This window comes from Streptomyces pseudoechinosporeus (assembly GCF_054783935.1).
This window is the reverse complement of record NZ_BAAGPS010000031.1, coordinates 1-24,117: the sequence shown is the minus strand read 5'-3', so window position 1 is coordinate 24,117 and position 24,117 is coordinate 1. Positions and strand designations below refer to the sequence as shown.

The following is a 24,117-nucleotide window of genomic DNA, read 5'->3' as shown; positions in this document are numbered from 1 at the left end:
CGTACAGCCGGTCCGCGTCGGTGCGTCACCTCTGGTCACGCTACGCCACCACGAGGACCGTGGTGACCATGACGACCAACCCCGACAGCCCCACCGGCACCACCCAACTCACCACCCTCACCCCGTACTTGACCTCCGCCCCCGACCCCCGCGACCACACCTTCGAGATGCGCTTCACCTCCACACCCCGCGGAGCCCGTCTCGCCCGCCGCCTGGCAGCCGTCCGGCTGGACGCCTGGGGAGTCCCGTACGACACCGAAGCCCACGACGCGATCGTGCTGATCGTCGCCGAGTTGAGCACAAACGCCGTGACGCACGGCCACGTCCCCGGCCGGGACTTCCACCTCCGCCTGTGCCACACGGGGCGGACCGGGACCGCCCGCGTCGAGGTCACCGACACCCGCACCGAACGCGTACCGCCCCGGCCAGGAGCCCTCCCTGACCCCGCAGATGACGAAACCGGCCGGGGACTCCTCCTGGTCGACCGCCTCGCCACCCGCTGGGACTGGCACCCGCGCCCCGACGGCCCGGGCAAGACGATCTGGGCAGAGTGCGACATCCCTGGGAGAGCGGCCCCTGCACAGCCCTACAACTGACGCGGTCAGCCCGGCTCTTGGCTGACCAGCCGGTCCAGCATGCGCGGCAGGACGTACGGGGCGTTCAACGCCATGCCCCGGTCCCGGCGCCGGGACCGGTGTCGGACCGCAGGGAAGATTTCAGTAGCGCCCGAGTCATTTCAGTACGCCCTTCAGTGCCGCAGCGAAGATTTCAGTGCTGCGGCCTCGGAGACGAGGACGGCAACTATCCGGCCGTGTTCGATCGTCCTCCGGGTATGCCACACCCGAGCCCCGAACCGTCCCCAACTCCGCCTGCCTGGCCGCACTGTGGCCACGGCACCACCACGGAGGACCCGATTGGCTGCCGCGGCATCCACGTCCCCGGTCACACCGCATGCCTCGCCCACCTGGACGACGCCGACCGCAACGCCTACCTGGCTGGCCTGACCCCTGGCAGCGACATCGACCACCGCGGCACCACCTTCACCGGACCCCTTCTCCATGCCCTCCTCAACGCCCTCCACGACCCCGCCACCGGACACCCCCGCCTCGGCGGCGCCGTGTTCGCGTCGGCGATTTTTCAGGGCAATGCCGAGTTCAGCTCGGCGACCTTCGAGCGCGGCGCCCGGTTCGGGTCGGCAACTTTCGAGCGCGATGCCGGGTTCGGGTCGGTGACCTTCCAGGGCGATGCCGAGTTCGAGTCGGCGACCTTCGAGCGTGGCGCCGAGTTCGAGTCGGCGACCTTCGAGCGCGGCGCCTGGTTCAGGTCGGCGACCTTCCAGGGCGACGCCTGGTTCAGGTCGGCAACCTTCCAGGGCGACGCCTGGTTCGATTCGGCGACCTTTCACGGCGACGCCTGGTTCAGGTCGGCAACCTTCCAGGGCCTGGCCCGGTTCGACGAGGCGACCTTTCATAGCGATGCCGGGTTCCTGGCGGCGACCTTTCAGGGCCGCGCCTGGTTCGATTCGGCGACCTTTCATAGCGACGCCGGGTTCCTGGCGGCGACCTTTCAGGGCGACACGTGGTTCGGGCAGGCGGTTTTCGAGCGGTCGGCCAACCTCGGGCCGTTGGTGTGCGCGGGGCGGGTGGTGCTGTCCGGGGCGGTGTTCGGCGGCCCGGTGACCCTCTCGTTCGCCGCGCGCCGCCTGGAGTGTCGGCGGACGCGCTGGTCGTCAACGGCCGAGTTGCGTCTGCGCTACGCCACGGTGGACTTCGCCCACGCGGTCTTCGAATACCCCCTCACCATCGCCGCGGAGGCCGACCCCTTTGTGCTCCCCAACGGGCAGCCGGTGGCAGAGCAGACTCTTGCCGATGCGCCCGACGCCGCGGTGCGCATAGCCTCGCTGCGTGGCGTGGACGCGGCCCATCTGGTCCTCGCCGACGTCGACCTGTCGGGCTGCCTGTTCACCGGGACCGTGCATCTGGACCAGCTACGCCTGGAGGGCACCTGCTCCTTCGACAAGGTCCCGCTCAACACGCTGCGCTGGCACCCCGTACGGTTCACCCAGCGCCGCACTCTCGCCGAAGAACACCACTGGCGCGCTAGCCGGCCGACAGCGGTCCGGGGCTGGAACGTGGCGGTGCTCGGCGCCGGACACGTCGGACCGGCGCAGCTGGCGCCGGTGTACCGGGCGCTGCGCAAGGCGTTCGAGGACGGCAAGGACGAGCCGGGGGCGGCGGATTTCTACTACGGCGAGATGGAGATGCGCCGCCACGACCGCACCGGCACCTCCCGCGCCGAACGCGGACTGCTGCACGGCTACTGGATGCTGTCCGGCTATGGCCTGCGCGCCTCCCGGGCCCTGGGCTGGCTCGCTGCCGCCATGCTCGTCACCGTCGTGCTGCTGATGGGCTTCGGGCTCCCGAAGGACTCCCCGAAGCAGGAAGCGACCGGCACCGTGCCGCCCGGCGGCGGCAGGGTCACTTTCGAGATCGACAAGGCTGATCCCCAGAATCCCACGGGGGACCGGTTCACCGGCGAGCGCTTCGAGAAGGCCCTGAACGTCACACTCAACTCGGTGGTGTTCCGCTCCTCCGGCCAGGACCTGACCACCACCGGCACCTACCTCGAGATGGCGTCCCGCGTGACCGAGCCCGTCCTACTGGGCCTGGCGGTCCTGGCCGTCCGTAACCGCGTCAAACGCTGACCCCGGCGCCCCCACGGTCGGGGCGGCCCGACAACCGGGGCCACGTACCGGCGTGCCTTACAGCCCCGCCGCCGCACCATGCAGGTTCTTCGCCGCCAGAGCCAGCCCCTCGGTCTGGGAGTAGGCAGCGTCCTCGTGCTCGATATTGACCGCCATGTCCGGGTCGATCTCGGCGAGGGCGCGCAGGAACTCGGTCCAGTAGGGGACGTCATTGCCGAGGCCGACGGCGACGAACTTCCAGGCGGGGTTCTGAGGCCAGGCGTTGCACCAGAAGCCGTAGCCTGTGGGCACCTTGTCGGGCGCGTCCGCGGGTACGCGCGTGAACGACGTGTCCAGTACGCCGCGGATGTCGGCGCCGGGGCAGAGCGTCGCGTCCTTGGCGGCGGCGTGGAACACCAGCGGGCCCAGCCACTTGATGGAGGCGATGACGTCCATGCCCTGCCACATCAGGTGGGAGGGGTCCATCTCGGCGCCGATGTTCGTCGCGCCCGTCTCGTCGACGAGACGCTTGAGGGTGACGGGGGAGAAGACGACGTTGTGCGGGTGCATCTCGATGGCGACCCGGACGTCGTTCTCCCGGGCCAGCGCGTCGATCTCCTTCCAGAACTCGACGGCCACGCCCCACTGGTAGTCCAGTACGTCCATGTAGACGCCGTCCCACGGGTTCACGACCCAGGAGGGGTACTTGGCGTCGGGGTCGGAGCCCGGGGTGCCGGACATCGTCACGACGTGCTTCACCCCGAGAAGGCCCGCCAGGCGGATCGTACGGCGCAGGTCGTCGGCGTGCTTCGGGCCGACGCCGGGGAGCGGGTTGAGGGGGTTGCCGTTGCAGTTGAGGCCGGTCAGTTCCATGCCGCGGTCGGCGAAGGTCGCCAGGTACTCCTCGCGCGCTTTGGCCGAGGACAGGAGGAGGTCGACCGGGCAGTGCGGGGCGGGGATGAAGCCGCCGGTGTTGACCTCCGCGGAGGTCAGACCGTTCTCCTTGAGGATGTCGAGGGCTTCGGTGAGGGTGCGGTCGTGCAGGCAGGCGGTGTAGGCGCCGAGCTTGAGGGCCATGTGCGTACTCCTTGGATACGGGAGATCAGGTGGCGGGCGGAACCGTGACGGCGGAGCCGCCGCCCAGGGAGGACTCGACGACGGCCTGGATGATCTCCATGGTCCGCAGCGCGTCGGCGAACGTGGCGCAGGCCAGCCGCGGATCGGCGACCCCCGCGACCTGGTCGAGGAAGGCCCGGGCCTGGTAGGTGAAGTTGTCGGCGTTGCTGACGCCCACCCCCGGCGCCTCCATCGGGACTCCGCCCGCGAAGTACGGCAGCTGCGGGCCGGCGATGATCTGCCGCGCGCCGCGCGTACGGGCCTCGGGCTGAGCGTCGTCGAAGAGGTACTCGGCGGGCCGGTGCTGGTCGAACGCGGCCCGCCCGCCCAGGCCCAGGACGTCGAAGGAGAGCCCGTTGGGCAGGCCGAAGCCGGTGCGCGTCACCGAGAAGGTGCCGACGAGCCCGGACTCGAAGCGGGCGGTGAAGGACGCGGTGTCCTCGTTCTCGACCTCACCGACCTCGTCGGAGACGGGGGCGGCGTTGTGCCCGACCACCGCGCCCAGCGGCAGGGGCCGCTTGGGGATCTGCGTCGACAGCGTGGCACCGGAGACGGAGGTGATGGGCCCGGCGACGTACTCGGCGACGTCGATGACGTGCGAGCCGACGTCCCCGAGCGCGCCCGAGCCGGGGCGACCCTTGAACCGCCAGGCCAGCGGGCCGTTCGGGTCGGTGGCGTAGTCGCACCAGTACCGGCCGCTGAACAGCGTCAGATCGCCCAGCTCACCGGCACGCACATGCTCACGGATCGCGGCGATGCCGGGCGAACGCCGGAAGGAGTACCCGACGGCCGTCACAACCTCGGCACCCCTCTCCAACTCGGCCATGGCACGGGCGTCTTCGAGCGACCCGGCCAGCGGCTTCTCGCACAGCACATGCTTGCCCGCGGCGATGAGAGCTTCCGCGATTGGACGGTGCAGGTCATTGCCCACGACGATGCTGACGGCGTCGATGGTGGGGTCCTCGACGACGGCCTCCCAGCTCGGCAGCGCCTTCTCGTACCCGTAACGACGGGCGGCGTCCTCGCCGAGTACGACATTGGCGTCGGCGATCGCGGCCAGCCGGACCGGCGGCAGACCGGCACCGAAGACCGTGTTGACGTTGCGGTAACCGGCCGCGTGGCTGCGGCCGGCCATGCCGGCTCCGATGACCGCGACGGAGAGGGGCTTGGCGGACGTGGGCATGCGGGTGCCTTTCGAAGGACGGAGGGATCAGGCGGCGAGCTGATGGGCCGACCGGAACGAACGGGCCTCGGGTCTGTGGTCGGCCCGGTTCGGGCGGGCGGCTCAGCGCGTGCCGTTCGCGGCGAACTTCGCCACCGCGTCGACGTTGGACTTGTCCACGAAGGCCGGTCCGGTCAGGACCGGTTGCTCGCTGCCGCCGGGGAAGTTGCCGTTGTTCTTGTAGAGCCAGAGGGAGTCGACCGCGAGGTAGCCCTGGAGGTACGGCTGCTGGTCGACCGCGAACTCGATGTCGCCGTCCTTGACGGAGTTGACCAGGTCCTTGTTGAGGTCGAAGGTGGCGACCTTCGCGTCGCTGCCCGCGTCGGAGGCGGACTGCAGGGCCGTCAGCGCGAACGGGGCGCCGAGCGTGACCACTTGGTCGATGGAGCTGTCCTGCTTGAGCTTGGCGGTGATGGTCGACTTCACGGACGGCATGTCGGCGCCGTTGACGTACAGGTTCTCCGTCTTGCCCTTGAAGGTCTTCTTCACGCCGGCGCAGCGCGCCTCCAGGCCCACGTGTCCCTGGACCTGGACCACGCAGACGGCGTTCTTGGCACCGGTCTCGTTCAGCTTCCTGCCGAAGGCCTCGCCGGCGACACCCTCGTCCTGGCCGAAGAACGACAGCAGGTTCTGTGCCTTCCACTGGTCCATTCCGGAGTTGAAGCCGACCACCGGGATGCCCGCCTTCACCGCCTTGGCCACCACGCTCTTCAGGGCGTCCGGCTTGGCCAGGGTGACCGCGATGCCGTCGACCTTCTGGTCGATCGCGTTCTGGACGAGGTTGGCCTGGTTGGCGGCGCTCTCGTCGTTGGAGTAGATGAGCTTGACGTTGTCCTTCGCGGCGGCGGCCTGGGCGCCCTTGCGGATGATGTCCCAGAAGGTGTCGCCGGAGGGCGCGTGGGTGACCATCGCGATCGTCATACGGGGGGTGTCGGCCTTGCCCGCGGAGATGTTGCCGGCTGCCTCTTCGGCCTCTTTCCCGCCGGAGCTGCTGGAACAGCCGGAGAGGACGAGCGCTGCCGCGGCGGCCACGGCCATGACGGGGGCGATTCTGCGGGGGCGGGGAGGGAACGTTCGGTTCATGGTTCGTGCACCTCACTGTGCAACTAGGTGGCGATAGCAGGGCCGGTGATCTGCGGCTTCTGGAGGGGGCGGGCTTCCCGGTGACCTCTGCTTAAAGCGCTTTAAGTCTTGGTACTATCGGCTCGTTTCCCAGAGCGTGTCAAGGGCTTTGCGTCAGGGGATGGCCTGCAGTTGACCGTCGAGGCAAGCCCCGCTGGCAAGGATGGGGCCCTCCGTAGCGGAGGGCCCCATCCGGTGACTGCTCGCCGCGTTGTGTGCGGGTGCTGTTTACGGGGTCAGGGTCTGACCAAGGTATGCGCCGCCAGGCGTGCCCAGGCCGTCGCGGCCGTAGTACACGCCCTTCGTGGTGTCGACGCCGGTGCTGCCCGAGTCCAGTTGCAGGATCGTGCCGTCGTACCCGTTCTCGCCCTCGGCGCCGATTGCGAGGTCGGCGCGGCCCCAGCCGGAGAGGTCCTGGAGTACGACCGAGGAGCCGAGCTTGTCGTTGGGTTCGGTCCAGCCGGTGATGCCGGACGTGTCCTGGGTGTACTCGAGTGCGCCGGAGCCGGTCAGGCCGGTCGAGGTGCCCTTCAGGAGCAGCGCCGCGCCCGTGTTGGTCTGGTTGGCGCCGCTGCGGGTGATGTCCTCGTTCGGGAGGCCGGTGAGGACGTCCGCGTAGCCGTCGAGGTTGTAGTCGCCGACGGAGACGGACCAGCCCATGGCGTCGCCCGACTCGTTGGCGCCCGGGACACCCGTGGTGTCCTGGTGGACGGTGCGCATGCCGGTGGTGGTGAAGCCGGTGGACGTGCCGGGGACCATGGTGACCTGGCCGCCCGAGACCCCGCCGGACTCCCCGGCGTACGGCTGGCCGATGACGATGTCGTCGTAGCCGTTGCCGTTCACGTCGCCCGCGGCGAGGGAGCGGCCACCCTTGACGGAGATCGTGCTCACCTTGACCAGACCGGCGGCCGAGCCCTTGAACCACGTGACGCGGCCGATGCCGGACGTGTCACGGTAGTTGAGCGCCACGTCCGCATAGCCGTCGCGGTTGAAGTCACCCGTGGCGGCGTCCGGGTAGGCGACGCCCCACGTCGCGGTGGTCAGCGTGCCGGACTGGGTGGCGCCGCCGGTCAGGTGGACGTTCCAGTTGCCGCCCTTGCCGGTGCCGGCCGCAAAGACGTCGGCCTTGCCGTCGGCGTTGAAGTCGCCGACCGTGACGGCCGAGCCCAGCTTGGCGCCGGCCGCCGTGACGCCCGAAGTGGTGTAGGAGGAGCCGGAGTTCAGGCCGGGGCCGTACAGGACCGTGACCGAGCCGCGGTCGGCGTTGCCGGAGGTGTCGTCCTCGCCCGGCGCGCCGATGGCGAGGTCGGCGTGGCCGTCGCCGTTGATGTCGCCCCAGGCGGTCGACGCGCCCCAGCTGTCGCCGGTCTCGGAGCCGCCGGGGACGCCCGGGCTGGACTGGGTGAGCCTCACCTTGGCGCCGGCGACCGGGCCGTCGAGACCGCCGGGCACGACGACGACGTTTCCGACGCTGCCCGATGCCTTCGGCACTCCGGCGACCAGGTCGGTGATGCCGTCGCGGTTGAAGTCGGCGGTCGGGATCGCGGAGTTCTTGCCGGCGCTTGCCGCGTACCGGCGGATCTCGGCGAGCTTGGGGTAGAGGTTGGCGCCGGGGCAGGCCGTCGCGTTGGTGTCACGGTGGCCGAAGACCCGGGGCAGCGTGATCGACGTGTCCTTCGCGACGAGGTTGCCGTCCTGGCCCTTGGCGCTGCCGGACGTCAGCGTCACCTTGCCGTTCGGGTCGATGCCGTACATGCCGAACTTCCAGGCGACGATCCGGGAGATGGCCTCGAGGCCGGCGCGGCTCGGCTTGGCGGTCTCGTAGTTGCCGATGAACGAGATGCCGACCGTGTTGGTGTTGAAGCCCACGTCGTGAGCGCCGATCACCGGCAGGTCCATACCGCCGCTGCGGCCCTCGAAGATCTGACCGCACTTGTCGACGACGAAGTTGTAGCCGAGGTCGTAGTAGCCGCGGGAGAAGTGCTCCTGCTGGATGGTCCGCATCCGGGCGCGGGACTGGCCACAGGAGATCGTGTTGTCGTTGTTCACGCCCGTGTGGTGGATGACGGCCGCCTTGATCTCGGCGCCGTACCCGGGCGTGCCGTCGTAGTCGGTGGAGGCGCCCCACTCGGCCTGGGTGATGATCGGCGGCTTGACGACCGTGGAGGGGCGGGGGGCCGGGACGGTGTCGGAGGGCGACGGGGAGGCCGTCGGGGATTCGCTCGCGGACTCGGTCGGGGAGCCGGTCACGGAGTCCGTGGGTGTCGGGGCGTCGCTGGTGGGCGTGGTCGTGGCCGGGTCGCCGGGTGTCTGCGCGTCGGTCGTCGTTGGCGTGGGCGTGGGGGTGATGTCCTCGGCGTACGCGGCGGGTTCGGCGTTCACCTCCGCGGTGCCCTTGGGGTCGGTGCCGGGATCGAGCAGCTTGACGTCCAGACCGGCCGGAAGGCCGGTGGCGAGCGTGCCGTCCGCGTTCACGACCCGCACCTCGAGACCGTCCGCGTCGTCCGTCCACACGGAGGCCGTGCCGCCGCGCGTGCCGGCCCGCTCGGCCTCCGCTCCGTCAGCGGAGAACTCCTCGCCCGCGACCTTCTGCCACCCGGACCAGTCACCGGTCTCGGTGGCCCGGTAGCGGACCTCGGGCGTGCCCTTCAGCTTCGCGTGCGGGTTGTCCCAGGTCAGCATGACCGCGCTGTAACGGTCCGTGCCCTGCTTGTCCAGGCCCTTGCGCCCCGCCCCCTTGTCCTTCAGCTTCACGGTGTGCACGGCGGGCTTGCGCGCGGCCCGGGCATCGTCCGGCTTCGCTACCGGGTCGGCGATGGCGTACGTGATGGCTCCCGCGCCACCCACGAGGACGGCACCGATCGTCAGCCATGCTCTTCGCTTCAAACTCAGCGGTGTGTACGCATGGGTCTTGCGTGGCCTCAACTTGCCCCACCCCTAGAAATGCCTCACAGAGGAACCACCTGTCACTCAGGTGGCAGTGGATCAAGCGCGTCCCATCCGTGAAACATCACTGTCAGGCAGCGGGAAGTGGCGCAGGTCACGCCGCAGGGCTCTGCCCAGGTCGTACGGCCTCGGCAGAGCCCAGCTTCGAACTGGCCCTTCCAGCGGAGCGTTCAGGCGTCGCGGTTCGCGCGGGCGCGGCGCCGTAGGAGGAGCAGGCCGCCCGCGAGGGCGGTGATGCCGGTCGCGGCGGTCCAGGCAGGGAGGTCCGAGGAGCCGGTGGCGGCCAAGTCGCCGTCCCTGCCGCCCTGGGGGGTGGACGAGGGGGAGGGGTTGGCGGGCGCGGCACCGGAGTCGGGGCCGGAGCCGGATGCGGGGGAAGGTGACGCTGACGGGGAGGCCGGGGACTCCGGCTTGGTGGAGCGGTCGCGGGTGAAGGCCAGGGTGCCGAAGCCGAGTTGGTCGTAGCCGCCGCTGTTGGGGCCGTAGTCGCCACCGCCGCCCTCCGGAGCCGACTTCGCCGCTATCCGGGTGAGGTAGGAGGCCGACAGGCCCCGGCGCTTGGTGTAGTGGTTGGCGATCATGGCCCAGACCGGGCGGGTCATGGCCGGGTCCACCGGGGCCTCCTCGCTCACGGTCTCCGTGCCCGACCAGCCGTTGATCGCGCCCTTGTCGCGGGTATTGGGCGTGAACGGCACGTCCCCGCCCAGGTTCCACTTCGCCACGTACTGGGCGGCCTTGAAGAAGCGGTTGTCGTCGTAGCCGTACAGATTGATGCCCTGGCTCCAGGCCATCTCGCAGAACGTGCCCATCAGGCCGATGCCCAGCAGGGCGTGGCCCTGGTCGCGGCCTGCCTCCACCCACTCGGCGAGTCCGTCGGAGTGCACGACGGGGATGGCGTTCTTGATGGCGCCCAGGCCCTCGCCGTGCTTGAAGTACTCGACCGCGGTGTCGACCTTGGCCTTGTCGTCGCAGAGGATGCCGATGGCGAGGACGCAGCACATGGCCGTCAGGTCCCAGTTGGTCCAGTAGTTGGAGACGACGGCGCCGTTGTGGTTCTTGAGGAAGTCCTCGCTGAGCGGGGCGAAGACGTCCAGCATCATCTTCTGGAAGCGGGGCAGGTCGAAGTCGGCGTGGTCGCGGACGAGTTCGGCCGCGTTGGCGAACTGGTAGCCGTAGAGGCCCGCCGCGAGGAAGCGGTCCGCGGAACCCTCGACGCTGGTCAACTTCGCGGACCAGGCGTTGAGGATGGCGACGGCGGTGTCCAAGTGCGCGTCCTCGCCGGTGACTTGGCCGCGCAGGGCGTTCTGGTACGCCGCGTGGATGTCGTTGTAGAGGATCGCGTAGTTCTGCGGCGAGCCCACGCCCCGGTAGACCGTGGCCTGCGGGTTGGGCCTCCAGTCGGTCTGCGAGTGGCGGTTGGCGGTGAGCTTGGCGAAGCCCGCCGTGTACGGGGTCGCGCCCGCCTTCACCTTGGCCGCCATGCGGTCGAGGTCGGCTCGGGTGTGCAGCAGCCCGGGGTGCGCGAACGCCGTGCCTGCCGCTGACGCGGGGGCCGCGGGGACGGCGGCGCCGATGGCTGCCGCGCCCGCGGCCGTACCGGCGATCTTCAGCATGCTCCGGCGGTTGATCTCTGCTCTCACGGCTTCGGTCCTCAGGTGTGGGGTGCGTGCCGATGCGTACGAGTTCGAAGTTGCGTACGAGTTCGAATAGGAGACGCGTGGTCTCGCGGGCGATAACAAAAAATCAGCGACACGCTCCGGAAAACTGATCGAAACCAAACCCGCCGCATCCATTGACGCTCCATACGCCCCACCTTTACCTTCTGGTCGAAGTTACGCACAGTGTTCGTGATCTCGAACGAGCTGGTGCACTGCCGCCCCAGAAGGGACTCACCGTGTTCCGCACACGCCACTGGTTCATCCTCGGGGCGGCACTGCTCGCCCTGTTGGGCTCGCTCGTCACCGCTCAGCCCGGGGTCACCGCCGAAGGCCGGCCGTACACCAACCCCGTCAAGGAACAAAAAGGCGCCGACCCCTGGCTGGAGTACTACAACGGCAACTACTACCTGGTGACGACCTCGTTCACCGGTGAGCTGACCATGCGCAAGTCGCCCACGCTCGCCGGGCTGAACACCGCGCCCAGCGTGCAGGTGTGGTCGGACAGCACCTCCAGCCGCAACTGGAACATGTGGGCCCCGGAGATCCACTTCTTCGACGGCAAGTGGTATCTGTACTACTCCGCCGGGCCGCGCGGCTCCGCCTGCTGCGACGACCAGCGCACCCATGTGCTGGAGAGCTCCGGCTCCGACCCGATGGGGCCGTACACCTACAAGAACACCTTCACCGGCTCCAACCTGAATCCCAACGGCTGGCTGATCGACGCCAGCGTGCTCAAGCACAACAACAAGCTGTACCTGGTGGGCAGCGGTTCGGCGGGCGGCAGCAAGCAGAGCCTCGTCATCGCGCCGCTCAGCAACCCGTACACGCTCGCCAGCTCCACCTTCACCGTCATCTCCAGCCCGACGCTCAGCTGGGAGACGCAGAGCGGTGAGGTCAACGAAGGGCCCGAGCCGCTCTACCGCAACGGACGCACCTTCCTCGTCTACTCCGCCAGCGCCTGCTGGGGCCCCGACTACAAACTCGGCCAGCTGGAGCTGACCGGTTCCGACCCGCTCCTCGCCTCCTCCTGGACGAAGAAGCAGACCCCGGTCTTCCAGCGCAACGACGCGAACAGCGTGTACGCGCCGGGGCACAACGGGTTCTTCACCTCGCCCGACGGCACGGAGAACTGGATCGTCTACCACGCCAACGACGCGGCGGGCGACGGCTGCGACAACGGCCGTACGACCCGCGCCCAGAAGTTCACCTGGAACGCCGACGGCACCCCGAACTTCGGTACCCCGGTCGCACTCGGTACGACGATGGCCGGCCCCTCCGGTGAGACGGCCACGACCCCGACCGCCTACACCATCGTCAACCGCAACAGCGGCAAGTGCCTCGACGTCAACGGCGGCAGCACCGCCGACGGCGCCAACATCTTCCAGTGGACCTGCAACGGCGGGGCCAACCAGAAGTGGCGCATCGAGGACCGCGCCGACGACACCAGCCGCCTCGTCAACGTCGCCACCGGCAAGGTCGCCGACATCGCCGACTGCAGCACCGCCGACGGCGCCGACGTCCGGCAGTGGTCCTGGCTGAACAACAACTGCCAGAAGTTCCGCATGGTCTACCTCGGTGGTGACTACGTGCGGATCGTCAGCGCCGCCACCGGCAAGGTCATGGACGTCGCCGAGTGCGGCACGGCCAACGGCACCGACGTACGCCAGTGGACCTGGCTCAACAACAACTGCCAGCAGTGGCGCCTCCAGCCCACCACGGCCTGACCACCGTCTGACCCCCTGATCAGGAGACTCCCATGAGACGCAGGACCTTCCTCGCCGGGGCGGCCACGGCGATGGCCGCCGGGCCGGCCGTACTGGCCACCGGAACCCCCGCCCACGCCGCCGCCCCCGCCTCACCCGCCGTGACTTTCACCAACCCGATCGCCCTGCAGCGCGCCGACCCGCACATCCACAAACACACCGACGGCTACTACTACTTCACCGCCACCGTGCCCGCGTACGACAAGATCGTGATGCGCCGGGCCACCACCCTCCAGGGCCTTTCGACCGCCTCGGAGACCACCATCTGGACCAAGCACTCAAGCGGTGAGATGGGTGCCCACATCTGGGCACCGGAGATCCACTTCATCGACGGCAAGTGGTACGTCTACTTCGCCGCCGGCTCCACCAGCGACATCTGGAAGATCCGGCCGTACGTCCTGGAGAGCAGCTCCGCCAACCCGCTGACCGGGACGTGGACGGAAAAGGGGCGGATCGCCCTGCCGCTGGACACCTTCTCGCTCGACGCGACGACCTTCGTCGTCGGCAGCAGCCGCTATCTGAGCTGGGCACAGAACGATCCGGCCGTGGGCAGCGGAACCAACCTCTATCTCGCGAAGCTGTCCAACCCGTGGACCATCTCCGGCACTCCGGTACGGATCTCCACGCCGACGCACGCCTGGGAGACCGTGGGCCACCGCGTCAACGAGGGCCCGGCGGTCATCCAGCGGGGCGGCAAGGTCTTCATGGCCTTCTCCGCCGCCGCCACCGACGCCAACTACTGCCTCGGCCTGCTGACCGCCTCCGCCTCGGCCGATCTGCTCAACCCGGCATCCTGGACGAAGAGTTCACAGCCGGTCTTCAGGAGCAACGACGCCACCGGGCAGTACGGGCCCGGCCACAACTGCTTCACCGTCTCCGAGGACGGCAAGTCGGACGTACTCGTCTACCACGCCCGCAACTACAAGGACATCAGCGGCGATCCGCTCAACGACCCCAACCGCCGCACCCGTTACCAGAAGCTGTACTGGAACGCCGACGGCACACCCAACTTCGGCATCCCGGTCGCGGACGGCCTGACTCCGGTCCGCTTCTCCTCGTACAACTTCCCCGACCGCTACATCCGCCACTGGGAGTACCGGGCGAAGCTCGAACCGAACGTCACCAACCTCGCCGACTCGCAGTTCCGCGTCGTCACCGGCCTCGCCGGCAGCGGCACCGTCTCCCTGGAGTCGGCGAACTTCCCCGGCTACTACCTCCGCCACAAGAACTACGAGATGTGGGTGGAGAAGAACGACGGCTCGACCACCTTCAAGAACGACGCCAGCTTCTCGCAGCGCGCGGGCCTCGCCGACTCCGCGAGCGGCGTCTCCTTCGAGTCGTACAACTTCCCGGGCCGTTACATCCGGCACTACGAGAACCTGCTCCACATCCAGCCGATCAGCACGACTCTCGACCGGCAGGACGCGACGTATTACGCGGAGTAGCTCCGCTGGTAGTGCAGTGATTCACCCGCGGGTCGGTGGGGGCTGGTCGCGCCCGCGCGGCGGAGCCGCAAATTGATACAGCCCCGCGCCCCTAAAGGGCGCCATATCGCACCGCACTTCACCAAGGCCCCCAACGGGATCCAAGCCCCGCCCGGCGGTACTCAAGAGCCGGGCGGGGCGAAGCCCATCGTCGTGAAGGACGTCTTGTCGCGGGACGTCGTGCCGTCGGTGATCCACCAGTGGGTGGGGTGCTGGCCGTAGAAGCCGAACAGCGTGTCGGCCGCCCAGTTGAGGATCAGCTCGTCCTTGCCGTCGCCGTCGAAGTCGGCGGCTCCCGCGGGCCGGGCATGGCGCCACTTCGCCGGGACCTTCTCGCCGGCCACCTTCGCCGGTCCTTCGCGCAGGACCGGGGTGCGCTGGTCGCCGTCGATGAGCGTGGCGTTCTCGTACGTGGCGACGAGGATGCCGTCGCGGCCGTCGCCGTCGGGGTCGGCGGCTGCGAAACCGCCGGGGCCGTAGTCGGTTTTCGCGCCCTCGGGTGCCTCGGGCAGCCGGTGGGTGACCGGTGCGCCGCCGCTGCCGGGGTACACGGAGAGCGAGCCGTCGACGTCCGGGGCCTCCGTCTCGTAGCCGGGCTCGTTGTTGCGGCCGCCGTCGTCCCCGACGGCCACATCGCGCAGCCCGTCGCCGTCGAAGTCGCCGAAGGCGTGGGCGCTCCCGAGGCGCAGCTGTCGGCTGCTTGCGGACAGACCCTCGCCGCGGCGGGCCGTGTGGAGGGTGTTGGCGGACTGCTCACCGTCGTTTGTCCCCTGGAGCAGCAGAGAGGTCGCGCGCGGCTTGCCCGTGGGGTCGATGTCGTCCGCGATGAGCCAGCCGTCCGACCAGGGCAGGCTGGTGTCGGTGCGCGCGGGCGCACCTGACCGCGTGAACGGGCCGTACAGCACGACCAGGGACGACTGGTTCTGCGCGGGTGCCGCGAGGTCGTGGTGTCCGTCGCCGTCGAAGTCGCCGCGCACCACGGGGCCCACGCCCTGTTTGGACACGTTCTGCGGCAGCCGCACCTCGGTTGCCTCGGCACCCGTCCTGGGTCCGGCAGGTCCGCCCCACGTCACGTACGGGACGGTACGAGGGGCGGTGACCTGCCCGTCCGACACCCGCTCGCCCGCGACGGTCGTGACGAAGTCCGGGAAGCCGTCGCCGTCCAGATCGGCGGTGACCGTGGCGTTCGCGAGGACGCTGCCGGGACCCGCCGACCCCGGCGGCAGACCGGGCAGGCCCAGATCGCCGCGGTCGTAGACCGTGCGTGTCGCCGGGTCGAGTCCCTTGGCCGATCCGTAGACCACACCGATCCGCTCTTCGTTGCCGGGGTTTCCCGGCTCGCCGCCGACCGGGACGGGCACCAGGAGATCGCGATACCCGTCGCCGTTGATGTCGTCGGGGTCCTTCGACCCCTTCCCCGGCGTCGGCGCCCGGCTCTCGGCAGGCGCGCTGGGCACCGGGGCAGCCGACGACCCACCGTCCGAGGGGGACGGCTCGCGGCCCGTTCCGTCGCTGCCGCAGCTGGTGAGCGGGGCGAGGACGACGCAGACGGTGAGGGCTGACATGGCGATACGAGACTTCATGCGCCTCACCCTCACATCCGCACCGGACCGACTTCAGCGGGGTGCGACGACTGTTGCCCAGTTGTCGCTCACGTCATCAGGCCAACAGCCCGGCCAAGCGGCGCCATTCGGGGCGGGGGAGGGCTGAGCGGTCCTGGTCGGTGACCACTTGGAAGGCCACATGGTCCGCGCCGGCGGCGTAAAAGGCGTCGATCCGCTCGCGGATGCGATCGTCGTCACCCCAGGCGAAGAGCGCGTCGATCAGTCGGTCGCTGCCGCCGTCCGCGAAGTCGTCCTCGGTGAAACCGAACCGCAGGAAGCTGTTGGTGTAGTTCGGCAGGGTGAGATACATGGCGAGGCTGTCGCGGGCGAGCGAGCGTGCGCGGTCCGGGGCCGTCTCCAGGACGACCTTCAACTCCGGTGCGAGCAGCGGGACTTCGCCGAGGATCTCGCGAGCGTCCGCGGTGTGCTCGGGAGTGACCAGGTACGGGTGCGAGCCGGCGGCGCGGTCGCGCGACAGCTTCAGCATCTTGGGGCCGAGGGCGGCCAGGACCCGGCGCTCGGCGGGGACTCCGGCCGCGTCCAGGGCGTCCAGATACTCGACCATGGACGAGTAGGGGCGCCGGTACTGGTCCGCCAGCTTGGCGTGACTCACCCCGAGGCCCAGCAGGAACCGGCCGGGGTGGGCCGAGTCCAGCTCGGCGAAACGCGCCGCGGTGTCGGCGGCCTCGTACTGCCAGATGCTCAGGATGCCGGTCGCCACGGTGAGCCGGGAGGTCGCCTCGATGAGCGGCACGGCGTGCTGTACGCCGCTGCTGCCGCCCAACCAGACGGTGCCGAAGCCGAGTTGTTCGAGCTCGGCGGCGGCCTCGGCGAGCTCGCCACGCTGTGCCGGGTCCTCCGAACGCAGCCCGACACTCCAGATGCCGTATCGCCCGACTGCGTTCTTCAGTGAGCTGTGACGGTCCACGGCCGTGTCGTCGTCCATCGGTTTCCGTTCCCTCCGAAGGCTGTTGTCTGTCGTATCGCTCGTATCGCTGTGGCGCAGCAGGCCCAACCGGCGGCGCCTTCGCGATATTCCGGGATCAGCGGTCGCCGACGCGGGCCGGCTCCGGGCGGTGTACGCCGCGTGGCCGGTAGCCGAGGGTGTCCGAGTGGCCGAGTAGGTCGGCGAGGAGCCAGATGATGGCCAGCCACATCTCGGTGCCCTGGAGGCCGGGTTCCGGGCCCGGGCCTGCGGAGCCGTGACCGAAGGCGAAGCCCTCGCCGTGGTGCCAGCGGGGCAGGACGGCGGCCAACTGCCGCTCGGCCCAGGTGCGGATCTCGGCCGAGCGGTAACCGTCGTTGCCCACGCCCGTACCGAGTTGCCGGGAGCACAGCCACAAAGGATGCGCGACGTCCAGCACATTGCAGGCGTTCTCCCGGCCCTCGCCGAAGTGGCGCACATCCCGGGCATGGTCCAGGACCGCGTCCACCACCCGCTCCGGATGCGGTACCGGCAGCCCGAACTGGGCGAACGAGCCCCGCGTCAGCCGGTAGTAGCCGTTGACGATCTGGAGCCGTCCGGCGGCGGGGGAGGGGCTGCCCCACATGCCGGTCCATGGATCGGCCCTCGTCAGCAGCCAGCCGAACAGCGCCTCCAGCGCGCCCGGTTCGACGCCGGGACGGTTGTCGTCGGCGTGTGCGTGCCGCAGGTTCCAATGGGCCGCAGTCGCCCAGGAATCGATCCAGGCCCCGGCACCCCACGCACCGTCCCGCCAGGGCAATTCCTCCAGGCGTGCGACCAACTGCCGTGCGGTCATCTCCCGTACGCCGCGCACCGGATGCGGGAAGGAGGTGCCGAGCAGATCGAGGGCGTAGCCGACGGACAGTACGTGGTACAGGGCGGGTCCTTCGCTGATGAAGCCGTCCTCGTCCGCCGTCGGCAGCGGCTCGTCGAACTCCGGTACCAGTCCGGTGTACGGATCCTGGACGCTCCTCAGACGCTCGGCATGCTCCTCGGCGGTCAACTGGCCGGGGGTGGCGCCCAGCAGAAGGCCGGCGATCTCGACGGCGTCGCAGTGCGCCCGTACGGTGGGCGCCTCGCCGGGGCGGTCGACATACCTCTCGCCGTCCCAGCACCGGCCGAGGATGTCGGCGGCCTGAGCGCGGGCGGTGTCGGCGAACCGGGCCAGGGCGTCACCGGCATGGTCCGTGGCGGCGGCCGGCCGGACAGCGGAGTGCCGGGTGGTGTCCCGCCGGTCGCGCAGCGGCCGTGCCGGATTCCCGGCGGCCACCGTCCAGTCCGCCAGATCCCTGGTGACCACCGCCCCCGCGCCGACCACACAGTGATCGCCGATGGTCACCCCGTCCACCACGACCACATGCGAACCGATCCACACATCGTCGCCGACAGTGATCCCCCGGCTGGTGAGCGGCTGTTGGAACACCGGCCGATCGGGGGCCATGCCGTGATTGAAGCCGAGCAACGAGGTGTGCGCACCGATCCGCACACCGTCCCCCAGCGTCACGGTGCCGCGCACCACGCTGAACGGGTTCAGCGTGCAGTCCGTCCCGGTCGTCAACTCCCCGGTGACATAGGCATGCGCGGCGATGTACGAGTCGTCCCCCAGCGACAGCCGGTCCGTGAACACCGCCGCGGAATCGGCGACGTAACACCGCTCACCGATCTCACGCTCCCCACCGATCGCCTCCTGCCGCTTCCGCTGCGCGGCGCGCTGCTCCTCGGTCGCCTCGTCGGCGAACACCCAGGGGCAGTGGTCGAAATACCGGACGGACGGCTGCTTTTCGGGTTCGAAATCCATGCGGGACAGTGTTTCCCGGCCCACGCCCGCAGGACCAGGCCCGCAGGACCGGGGCGGCAGGAGGCGCGCCCGGCCCCGCGGACCGTGGTCGGTGCTGTGCGTCAACAGCAGCGGCTCTGCGGATGGTTCTCCCGGTGGTGCGTCCGCAGGACCTCGTACTCCCGTCGGCTGGGCAGCGGAGCGTGGGGGTGCCGGCGGCGGTGGCGCTCGCAGTAGCGGTCGTACTCCGCCTCGCCGGTCAGCTCGCGCAGATACCAGTGCACCCAACGCGCGGTCCGCGCCCAGTGCCGGGCGTTCATGAACGGGCTCCCACCAGCGGTTCGCCGGCCTGCTCGGGGATGTCGATACGGGACTCGACGTACGGCGCCTCCGTCGTCGGCAGCGACCCCGGAGAGCGGATGGCTCGTACGCAGACCACCGCCGCGTTGACGATCACCACGGTGACCAGCAGCAGGAACACGGCGATCAGGACGCCGTCGACCGTGGAGTTGGTGACCACGGTGTGCATGTCGTCGAGGGTCTTGGCGGGCGGCAGGACCTGGCCGGCGTCGATGCCGTCGGCGTACCGGGTCCGCTGGGCGAAGAAGCCGATCCGCGGGTCGTCGGAGAAGATCTTCTGCCAGCCGGCGACGAAGGTGACCGCGACCACCCAGGCCAGCGGGATCGCGGTGACCCACGCCCAGCGCAGCCGCCCGGACTTGACCAGCACGGTGGTGCAGACGGTGAGGGCGATGGCGGCGAGCAGCTGGTTGGCGATGCCGAAGAGCGGGAAGAGCTGGTTGATTCCGCCGAGGGGGTCGGTGGCGCCGGTGTAGAGGAAGTAGCCCCAGGCGGCCACGACGAGTCCGCTGCACAGCCAGATGCCCGGCTTCCAGTTGACCCGGCCGATCGGCTTCCAGACGTTGCCGAGCATGTCCTGGAGCATGAAGCGTCCGACCCGGGTGCCCGCGTCGACCGTCGTCAGAATGAACAGCGCCTCGAACATGATCGCGAAGTGGTACCAGAAGGCCTTCATCCCGGCGCCGCCGAACACCCCGGAGAAGATCTCCGACATACCGACCGCGAGGGTGGGCGCACCGCCGGTGCGGGCGATGAGCGTCTGCTCCTCCACGGCCTTCGCCGCCTGCGTCAACTGGTCGGGGCTGATGGTGAAGCCGAGGCCCGCCACCGCCTGCGAGGCGGACTCGGCAGTCGTACCGAGCAGTCCGGCGGGCGCGTTCATCGCGTAGTACAGGCCGGGTTCGAGGGTGGCCGCGGCGATCAGCGCCATGATCGCGACGAACGACTCCATCAGCATGGCGCCGTAGCCGATCACCCGGACCTGCGACTCCTTCTGGATCAGCTTCGGAGTCGTACCGGAGGCGACCAGCGCATGGAAGCCGGACAGCGCGCCACAGGCGATGGTGATGAAGAGGAAGGGGAAGAGGGAGCCCGCGAAGACCGGGCCCGCGCCCGAGGACGCGAAGTCACTGACCGCCTCCGCACGCATGACGGGCGCGGCCACGACGACTCCGACCGCGAGCAGCGCGATGGTGCCGATCTTCATGAAGGTGGAGAGGTAGTCGCGCGGCGCGAGCAGCATCCACACGGGGAGTACGGAGGCGACGAAGCCGTACCCGACCAGGCAGAACACCAGGGTCGTCGGGCTCAGGGTGAAGGTGTCGGCCAGCGAGGACTCCTGGATCCAGCTGCCGCCGACGATCGCGAGCAGCAGCAGCGCCACACCGATCAGGCTGGTCTCGACGACCCGGCCAGGACGGATGACGTGCATCCAGAAGCCCATGAACAGGGCGATGGGGATGGTCATGGCGACCGAGAACGTGCCCCAGGGGGAGTGCGCGAGGGCGTTGACGACGACCAGAGCCAGCACACCGAGCAGGATGATCATGATGGCGAAGACCGCGATCAGGGCCGCCGCCCCGCCCGCCCGGCCGATCTCGTCACGGGCCATCTGCCCGAGCGACTTCCCGTCCCGCCGCATCGACAGGAACAGCACCACCATGTCCTGCACCGCCCCGGCGAAGATCACTCCGGCCACGATCCAGAGCGTGCCGGGCAGATAGCCCATCTGCGCCGCGAGTACGGGCCCCACCAGCGGTCCGGCCCCGGCGATCGCCGCGAAGTGGTGGCCCAGCAGCACCCGGCGGTCGGTGGGCTGGAAGTCGACGCCGTCCTCGAGCCGTTCGGCGGGAGTGGCCCGGCGGTCGTCCGGCTTCAGTACGCGCCGGGCGACGAAGCGGGCGTAGAAGCGGTAGGCGATGGCGTACGAGCCGAGGGCGGCCAGCACCAGCCAGACGGCGGAGATCTCCTCGCCCCGGGAGAGGGCGAGGACGCCCCAGCAGACGGCGCCGACCAGGGCGACGGTGGTCCACAGGAGGATGGACCGCGGGGTCATACGGGGCCGGACTGAGGGCGAGTCCTGTGAGTCCTCCGGCGGCGGGGGAGCGGATTCGGGCATGGCTGACGTAGGCATGGCGGCTCCTGGCCTTGGTGCTGGGTGATGGTGTGCGGCGCTACTGGGTGGTGGTGCCGGGCAGTACGCGGTGGGGAAGCGGCTCAGGGATCGGGCCGGTCGTACCGATCGTGCTGGTCGTCGCGGTCGTGCCTGGTCAGCGCGTACGCGGCGAGCAGGCACAGGGCGCACCCCGGCACCCAGGCGAGCTGGTACCAGTAGAAGAACGGCGTCCCCGCGAGCCGCGGGTCCGCCCCGGCGTACCAGGGGACCCACAGCAGTCCCGCGGCCGGCGCGAGAAGTAGTACGGCGATCGCGATTCGCCGTAGCCGGTGATGACCAGTGCCAGTCGATGCCATGACCTGCGCTCCCCTCCCGTTCCCTCTCCCGCTCGCTGTCGGTCTGTGCAAGAGTTGCCCGCCGGCCGGAACTGGTTGACAGGGAATTTCCAGAAGATTTCCCGCCGGTTTTCCCGTCACCCGTGTCATCCGGACGGGCAGCCCGCGCAACTCTCAGGCAAGGGCTCGGGCAATGGCCTCAGGCAGCCTCAGGCACACCAAGGACGGTGACCCATGGCGGACGGCGCCATGACCGCGACGTTCCTCGCCGTGATCGGCGGAGCGTCGCTGCTCGCCGTCACCGCGCGCCGGCTGCGTCCCACCGACCGGCTGCCGTCCCTGGAGGGCTGGGCACTGGCCGACCGGAGCCTGGGTCCCGTCTGGACCTGGATGCTGCTCGGCGGCACGATCTTCACCGCGTACACCTTCACCGCCGTACCGGGACTGGCGTACGGGAACGGGGCGCCCGCCTTCTTCGCCGTGCCGTACACGGTGATCGTCTGCCCGCTCGCCTTCGTCCTGCTGACCCGGCTGTGGGCGGTGGCCCGTCGGCACGGCTACATCACCGTCGCCGACTTCGTGCGCGGACGGTACGGTTCGCCGCCGCTCGCCCTGGTGGTGGCGCTGACCGGGATCCTCGCGACGATGCCCTATCTGGCGCTCCAACTGCTGGGCATCCGCGCGGTGCTCACCGCCGGCGGCGTCTACCCGCGGGGCGCGGGCGGCGATCTGGTGCTGGTCGCGCTCTTCGCGGGGCTCGCGGTGGCGACGTACCGGCACGGGCTGCGGGCGCCGACCGTCATCTCCGCGTTCAAGGCGGTGGCCGTCTTCGTCTCGCTCACCGCCGTGTGCTGGCTGGTCCTCGCCCGGCTCGGCGGACCCGGCGCGGTCTTCGAGGGCGCGGCGCGACGGCTCGGCGGCACCGGCGTGGCGGACTCCGCCCTGCTCCTTTCCCCCGAGCAGCAGCCCGCCTACGCCACGCTCGCCCTGGGTTCGGCGCTGGCCCTGCTGATGTATCCGCACGTCCTCACCGCCGGGTTCGCCGCCGACGGCCCGCGCACCCTGCGCAAGGTCTCCGTGGCGCTGCCCGCCTGGACGGGACTGCTCGCCCTCTTCGGCCTCCTCGGCATCGCGGCACTCGCGGCGGGGGTACGGGCACCCGAGGGCGGCGCCGAGACCGCCGTACCGATGCTGGTCGACCGCCTGATGCCGGGACCGCTGGCCGGACTCGTCTTCGGGGCGATCACCGTGGGGGCGCTGGTCCCGGCGGCCGTGATGTCGATCGCGGCCGCCACCTGCTTCGTACGCAATGTGTACGTCGAGTACGTCCACCCCACTGCCACGCCCAAACGACAGGTGCGCATCGCCAAGGCGGTCTCGGTCACCGCGAAGGTGGGGGCGGTCGCGTTCGTGTTCGGGCTGCGCGACCAGGACGCCATCAACCTCCAACTCCTCGGCGGCGTATGGATCCTGCAGATCTTCCCCGCCGTGGCCGTCGGCCTGTTCACCGGCCGGCTGCACCCGCGGGCGCTGCTGGCCGGGTGGGCGGTGGGCATGGCGGCCGGAACGTTCCTGGTGGTCCGCGAGGGCTTCTCGTCCATCGTGCCGTTCGGCGGCGGCGACCAGCCGCTGGAGATCTACGCCGGGCTCGTGGCCCTGCTGCTCAACCTGACCGTCGCCGTGGCCGGCACCGCGGCCCTCGAACGCCTCGGCGTCCCGCGTGGCGCCGACCTCACCGACCTACCGTCCCGCCTGACCGTCAGGCGGCGCCCCGAGACGGGAGCGAGCAACCCGTGAGACGCAGACAGCACACGCGACTGCCGGCGCCGCAGGCCGCTCCGGCCGCCGTCACCGATCCCCGTATCCCGGATCCCCGCATCCCGCGGCCCGCCGCCACCGGCGAGACGACGGCATCCCCGCCGGCCGGCGACGAGATGCCGACCGCCGATGAGGTGCTGTCCCCACCCGTGAGCGATCCGGCCGACCTCGAGCGGGAGGCCGCCCTGGCCCGCCTCTTCGAGCTGCACTACGCCTCGATGCTGCGTCTGGCCGTGCTGCTCGGCGCCGACGACCCGGAGAACGTGGTGGCCGAGGCGTACTACCAGATCTACCGGAAGTGGCGCCGCCTCAGGGACGCCGAGGCGGCGGAGGCGTATCTGCGCTCCACGGTGTGCAATCTGACCCGTATGCGCATCCGCCACCTCCAGGTCGCCCGCAAGCACGTCCAGCAGCCGCCGAGCGAGGTCGTCGCCTCCGCCGAGAGCACGGCGCTGCTCCGCGACGACCAGCGCGTACTGATCGACGCCCTGCAGCAACTGCCCGCCCGGCAGCGGGAAGCGCTGGTGCTGCGGCACTGGCTCGGTCTGAAGGAGAGTGAGATAGCCGCCGCGATGGGAATCTCCTGCGGATCGGTCAAGACCCACACCGCGCGCGGTATCGCCGCCCTGACCCAGGCGATGGAGGCCCGGCGATGAAAGACATGGACAAAGACGTGGATCGTACGGAGCAGGCGCTGCGCGAAGCGCTGGGAACGCTGGCCGGCGGCGTCCGCGCCGCCCCCGACGCCTACCGCACGGCCCGCGGCGACTGGCTCCGCCGCGAACGCCGCCGCCGCCTGGTCCTGGCCGTCCTGATAGCGGTGGTCTTCACCCTCGCCACCTTGATCGGCCTCTGGGTCCTCAACCAGGCACCGTCGGAACCGGGCGTGATCTTTTCTTACGGTGTGGCTGCGCCTCCGGCCGGGGGCGGGTTGTAGGTGACCGTGGCCGGGGGTGGCTCCACCGGGCGCTTGCGCCGTACGGGTGACCAGGGTGACGGGCCGTCGCCCCCGATGGCGCATGCTGTTTGAGGCCGAGGGCGGTCGCGGCAAGGCGCCGGGTCGCCACCCCTCATCGGAAAGGACACCCCATGGACGAGCAGGGTGAGCACTTCGACGTCGTCGTACTCGGCGCGGGCCCCGGCGGCTAC

Annotated in this window: 18 protein-coding genes; 7 read left to right on the top strand and 11 right to left on the bottom strand. The window is 70.0% G+C overall.

Annotated features, from left to right (window positions below):
• The first annotated feature begins 68 nt into the window (after positions 1 to 68).
• Both ACYVO6_RS29780 and ACYVO6_RS29775 read left to right on the top strand, forming a co-directional pair.
• On the top strand, positions 69 to 596 hold the full coding sequence (locus ACYVO6_RS29780) for an ATP-binding protein (protein ID WP_461066521.1): 528 nt from the start codon (positions 69 to 71) through the stop codon (positions 594 to 596).
• Between the two features lie 236 nt (positions 597 to 832).
• Positions 833 to 2,704, top strand: a complete 1,872-nt coding sequence (locus ACYVO6_RS29775; RefSeq protein ID WP_461066519.1) for a pentapeptide repeat-containing protein — start codon at positions 833 to 835, stop codon at positions 2,702 to 2,704.
• A gap of 57 nt (positions 2,705 to 2,761) precedes the next feature.
• On the opposite strand, the gene ACYVO6_RS29770 is transcribed toward ACYVO6_RS29775, so the two are convergent.
• The 5 genes from ACYVO6_RS29770 to ACYVO6_RS29750 form a co-directional block, all read right to left on the bottom strand.
• Positions 2,762 to 3,760 carry a sugar phosphate isomerase/epimerase family protein gene (locus tag ACYVO6_RS29770; RefSeq protein ID WP_461066517.1) on the bottom strand — a complete coding sequence of 333 codons (999 nt, stop codon included), beginning with the start codon at positions 3,758 to 3,760 and terminating at the stop codon, positions 2,762 to 2,764.
• Positions 3,761 to 3,785: 25 nt separating this feature from the next.
• Positions 3,786 to 4,982, bottom strand: coding sequence for a Gfo/Idh/MocA family protein (locus tag ACYVO6_RS29765; protein WP_461066515.1), 1,197 nt, complete (start codon positions 4,980 to 4,982; stop codon positions 3,786 to 3,788).
• Between the two features lie 102 nt (positions 4,983 to 5,084).
• A complete protein-coding gene (locus ACYVO6_RS29760; protein WP_461066513.1) occupies positions 5,085 to 6,104 on the bottom strand; it encodes a sugar ABC transporter substrate-binding protein in 1,020 nt (339 codons plus the stop codon).
• Between the two features lie 267 nt (positions 6,105 to 6,371).
• Positions 6,372 to 9,029 (bottom strand): FG-GAP-like repeat-containing protein, encoded by a 2,658-nt coding sequence (locus ACYVO6_RS29755; protein ID WP_461066511.1) that lies wholly within the window; start codon positions 9,027 to 9,029, stop codon positions 6,372 to 6,374.
• A 230-nt stretch (positions 9,030 to 9,259) separates the two neighbouring features.
• The gene (locus ACYVO6_RS29750) at positions 9,260 to 10,702 is read right to left on the bottom strand and encodes an alginate lyase family protein (protein ID WP_461066581.1); all 1,443 of its coding nucleotides are present in this window, start codon (positions 10,700 to 10,702) and stop codon (positions 9,260 to 9,262) included.
• Between the two features lie 281 nt (positions 10,703 to 10,983).
• On the opposite strand from ACYVO6_RS29750, the gene ACYVO6_RS29745 reads away from it, so the two are divergent.
• Positions 10,984 to 12,471: a family 43 glycosylhydrolase gene (locus ACYVO6_RS29745; protein WP_461066509.1), complete on the top strand. Its 1,488-nt coding sequence runs from the start codon at positions 10,984 to 10,986 to the stop codon at positions 12,469 to 12,471.
• A 71-nt stretch (positions 12,472 to 12,542) separates the two neighbouring features.
• Positions 12,543 to 13,955: a family 43 glycosylhydrolase gene (locus tag ACYVO6_RS29740; protein WP_461066579.1), complete on the top strand. Its 1,413-nt coding sequence runs from the start codon at positions 12,543 to 12,545 to the stop codon at positions 13,953 to 13,955.
• Between the two features lie 161 nt (positions 13,956 to 14,116).
• Here ACYVO6_RS29740 and ACYVO6_RS29735 read toward each other — a convergent pair whose 3' ends face one another.
• The 6 genes from ACYVO6_RS29735 to ACYVO6_RS29710 form a co-directional block, all read right to left on the bottom strand.
• A complete protein-coding gene (locus tag ACYVO6_RS29735) occupies positions 14,117 to 15,577 on the bottom strand; it encodes a hypothetical protein (protein WP_461066507.1) in 1,461 nt (486 codons plus the stop codon).
• Between the two features lie 76 nt (positions 15,578 to 15,653).
• On the bottom strand, positions 15,654 to 16,544 hold the full coding sequence (locus tag ACYVO6_RS29730; RefSeq protein WP_461066505.1) for an LLM class F420-dependent oxidoreductase: 891 nt from the start codon (positions 16,542 to 16,544) through the stop codon (positions 15,654 to 15,656).
• A gap of 97 nt (positions 16,545 to 16,641) precedes the next feature.
• Positions 16,642 to 18,360: an acyltransferase gene (locus ACYVO6_RS29725; RefSeq protein ID WP_461066503.1), complete on the bottom strand. Its 1,719-nt coding sequence runs from the start codon at positions 18,358 to 18,360 to the stop codon at positions 16,642 to 16,644.
• 101 nt (positions 18,361 to 18,461) lie between these two features.
• Positions 18,462 to 18,659, bottom strand: coding sequence for a YbdD/YjiX family protein (locus ACYVO6_RS29720; RefSeq protein WP_461066501.1), 198 nt, complete (start codon positions 18,657 to 18,659; stop codon positions 18,462 to 18,464).
• Complete coding sequence (locus tag ACYVO6_RS29715; RefSeq protein ID WP_461066499.1) at positions 18,656 to 20,833, bottom strand: carbon starvation CstA family protein; 2,178 nt, start codon at positions 20,831 to 20,833, stop codon at positions 18,656 to 18,658. Before ACYVO6_RS29715 ends, ACYVO6_RS29720 begins: the two co-directional genes overlap by 4 nt.
• An 83-nt stretch (positions 20,834 to 20,916) precedes the next feature.
• Complete coding sequence (locus ACYVO6_RS29710; protein WP_461066497.1) at positions 20,917 to 21,171, bottom strand: DUF3311 domain-containing protein; 255 nt, start codon at positions 21,169 to 21,171, stop codon at positions 20,917 to 20,919.
• A 213-nt stretch (positions 21,172 to 21,384) separates the two neighbouring features.
• Here ACYVO6_RS29710 and ACYVO6_RS29705 point away from each other — a divergent pair, with 213 nt between their 5' ends.
• From ACYVO6_RS29705 to ACYVO6_RS29695, 3 genes are read left to right on the top strand one after another with little or no spacing between them, the layout of a single operon-like run.
• Positions 21,385 to 22,947 carry a sodium:solute symporter family protein gene (locus ACYVO6_RS29705; RefSeq protein WP_461066495.1) on the top strand — a complete coding sequence of 521 codons (1,563 nt, stop codon included), beginning with the start codon at positions 21,385 to 21,387 and terminating at the stop codon, positions 22,945 to 22,947.
• Complete coding sequence (locus ACYVO6_RS29700) at positions 22,944 to 23,624, top strand: SigE family RNA polymerase sigma factor (RefSeq protein WP_461066493.1); 681 nt, start codon at positions 22,944 to 22,946, stop codon at positions 23,622 to 23,624. Before ACYVO6_RS29705 ends, ACYVO6_RS29700 begins: the two co-directional genes overlap by 4 nt.
• The gene (locus ACYVO6_RS29695) at positions 23,621 to 23,905 is read left to right on the top strand and encodes a hypothetical protein (protein ID WP_461066491.1); all 285 of its coding nucleotides are present in this window, start codon (positions 23,621 to 23,623) and stop codon (positions 23,903 to 23,905) included. The genes ACYVO6_RS29700 and ACYVO6_RS29695 overlap by 4 nt, the downstream gene beginning before the upstream one ends.
• Positions 23,906 to 24,117: the final 212 nt, after the last annotated feature.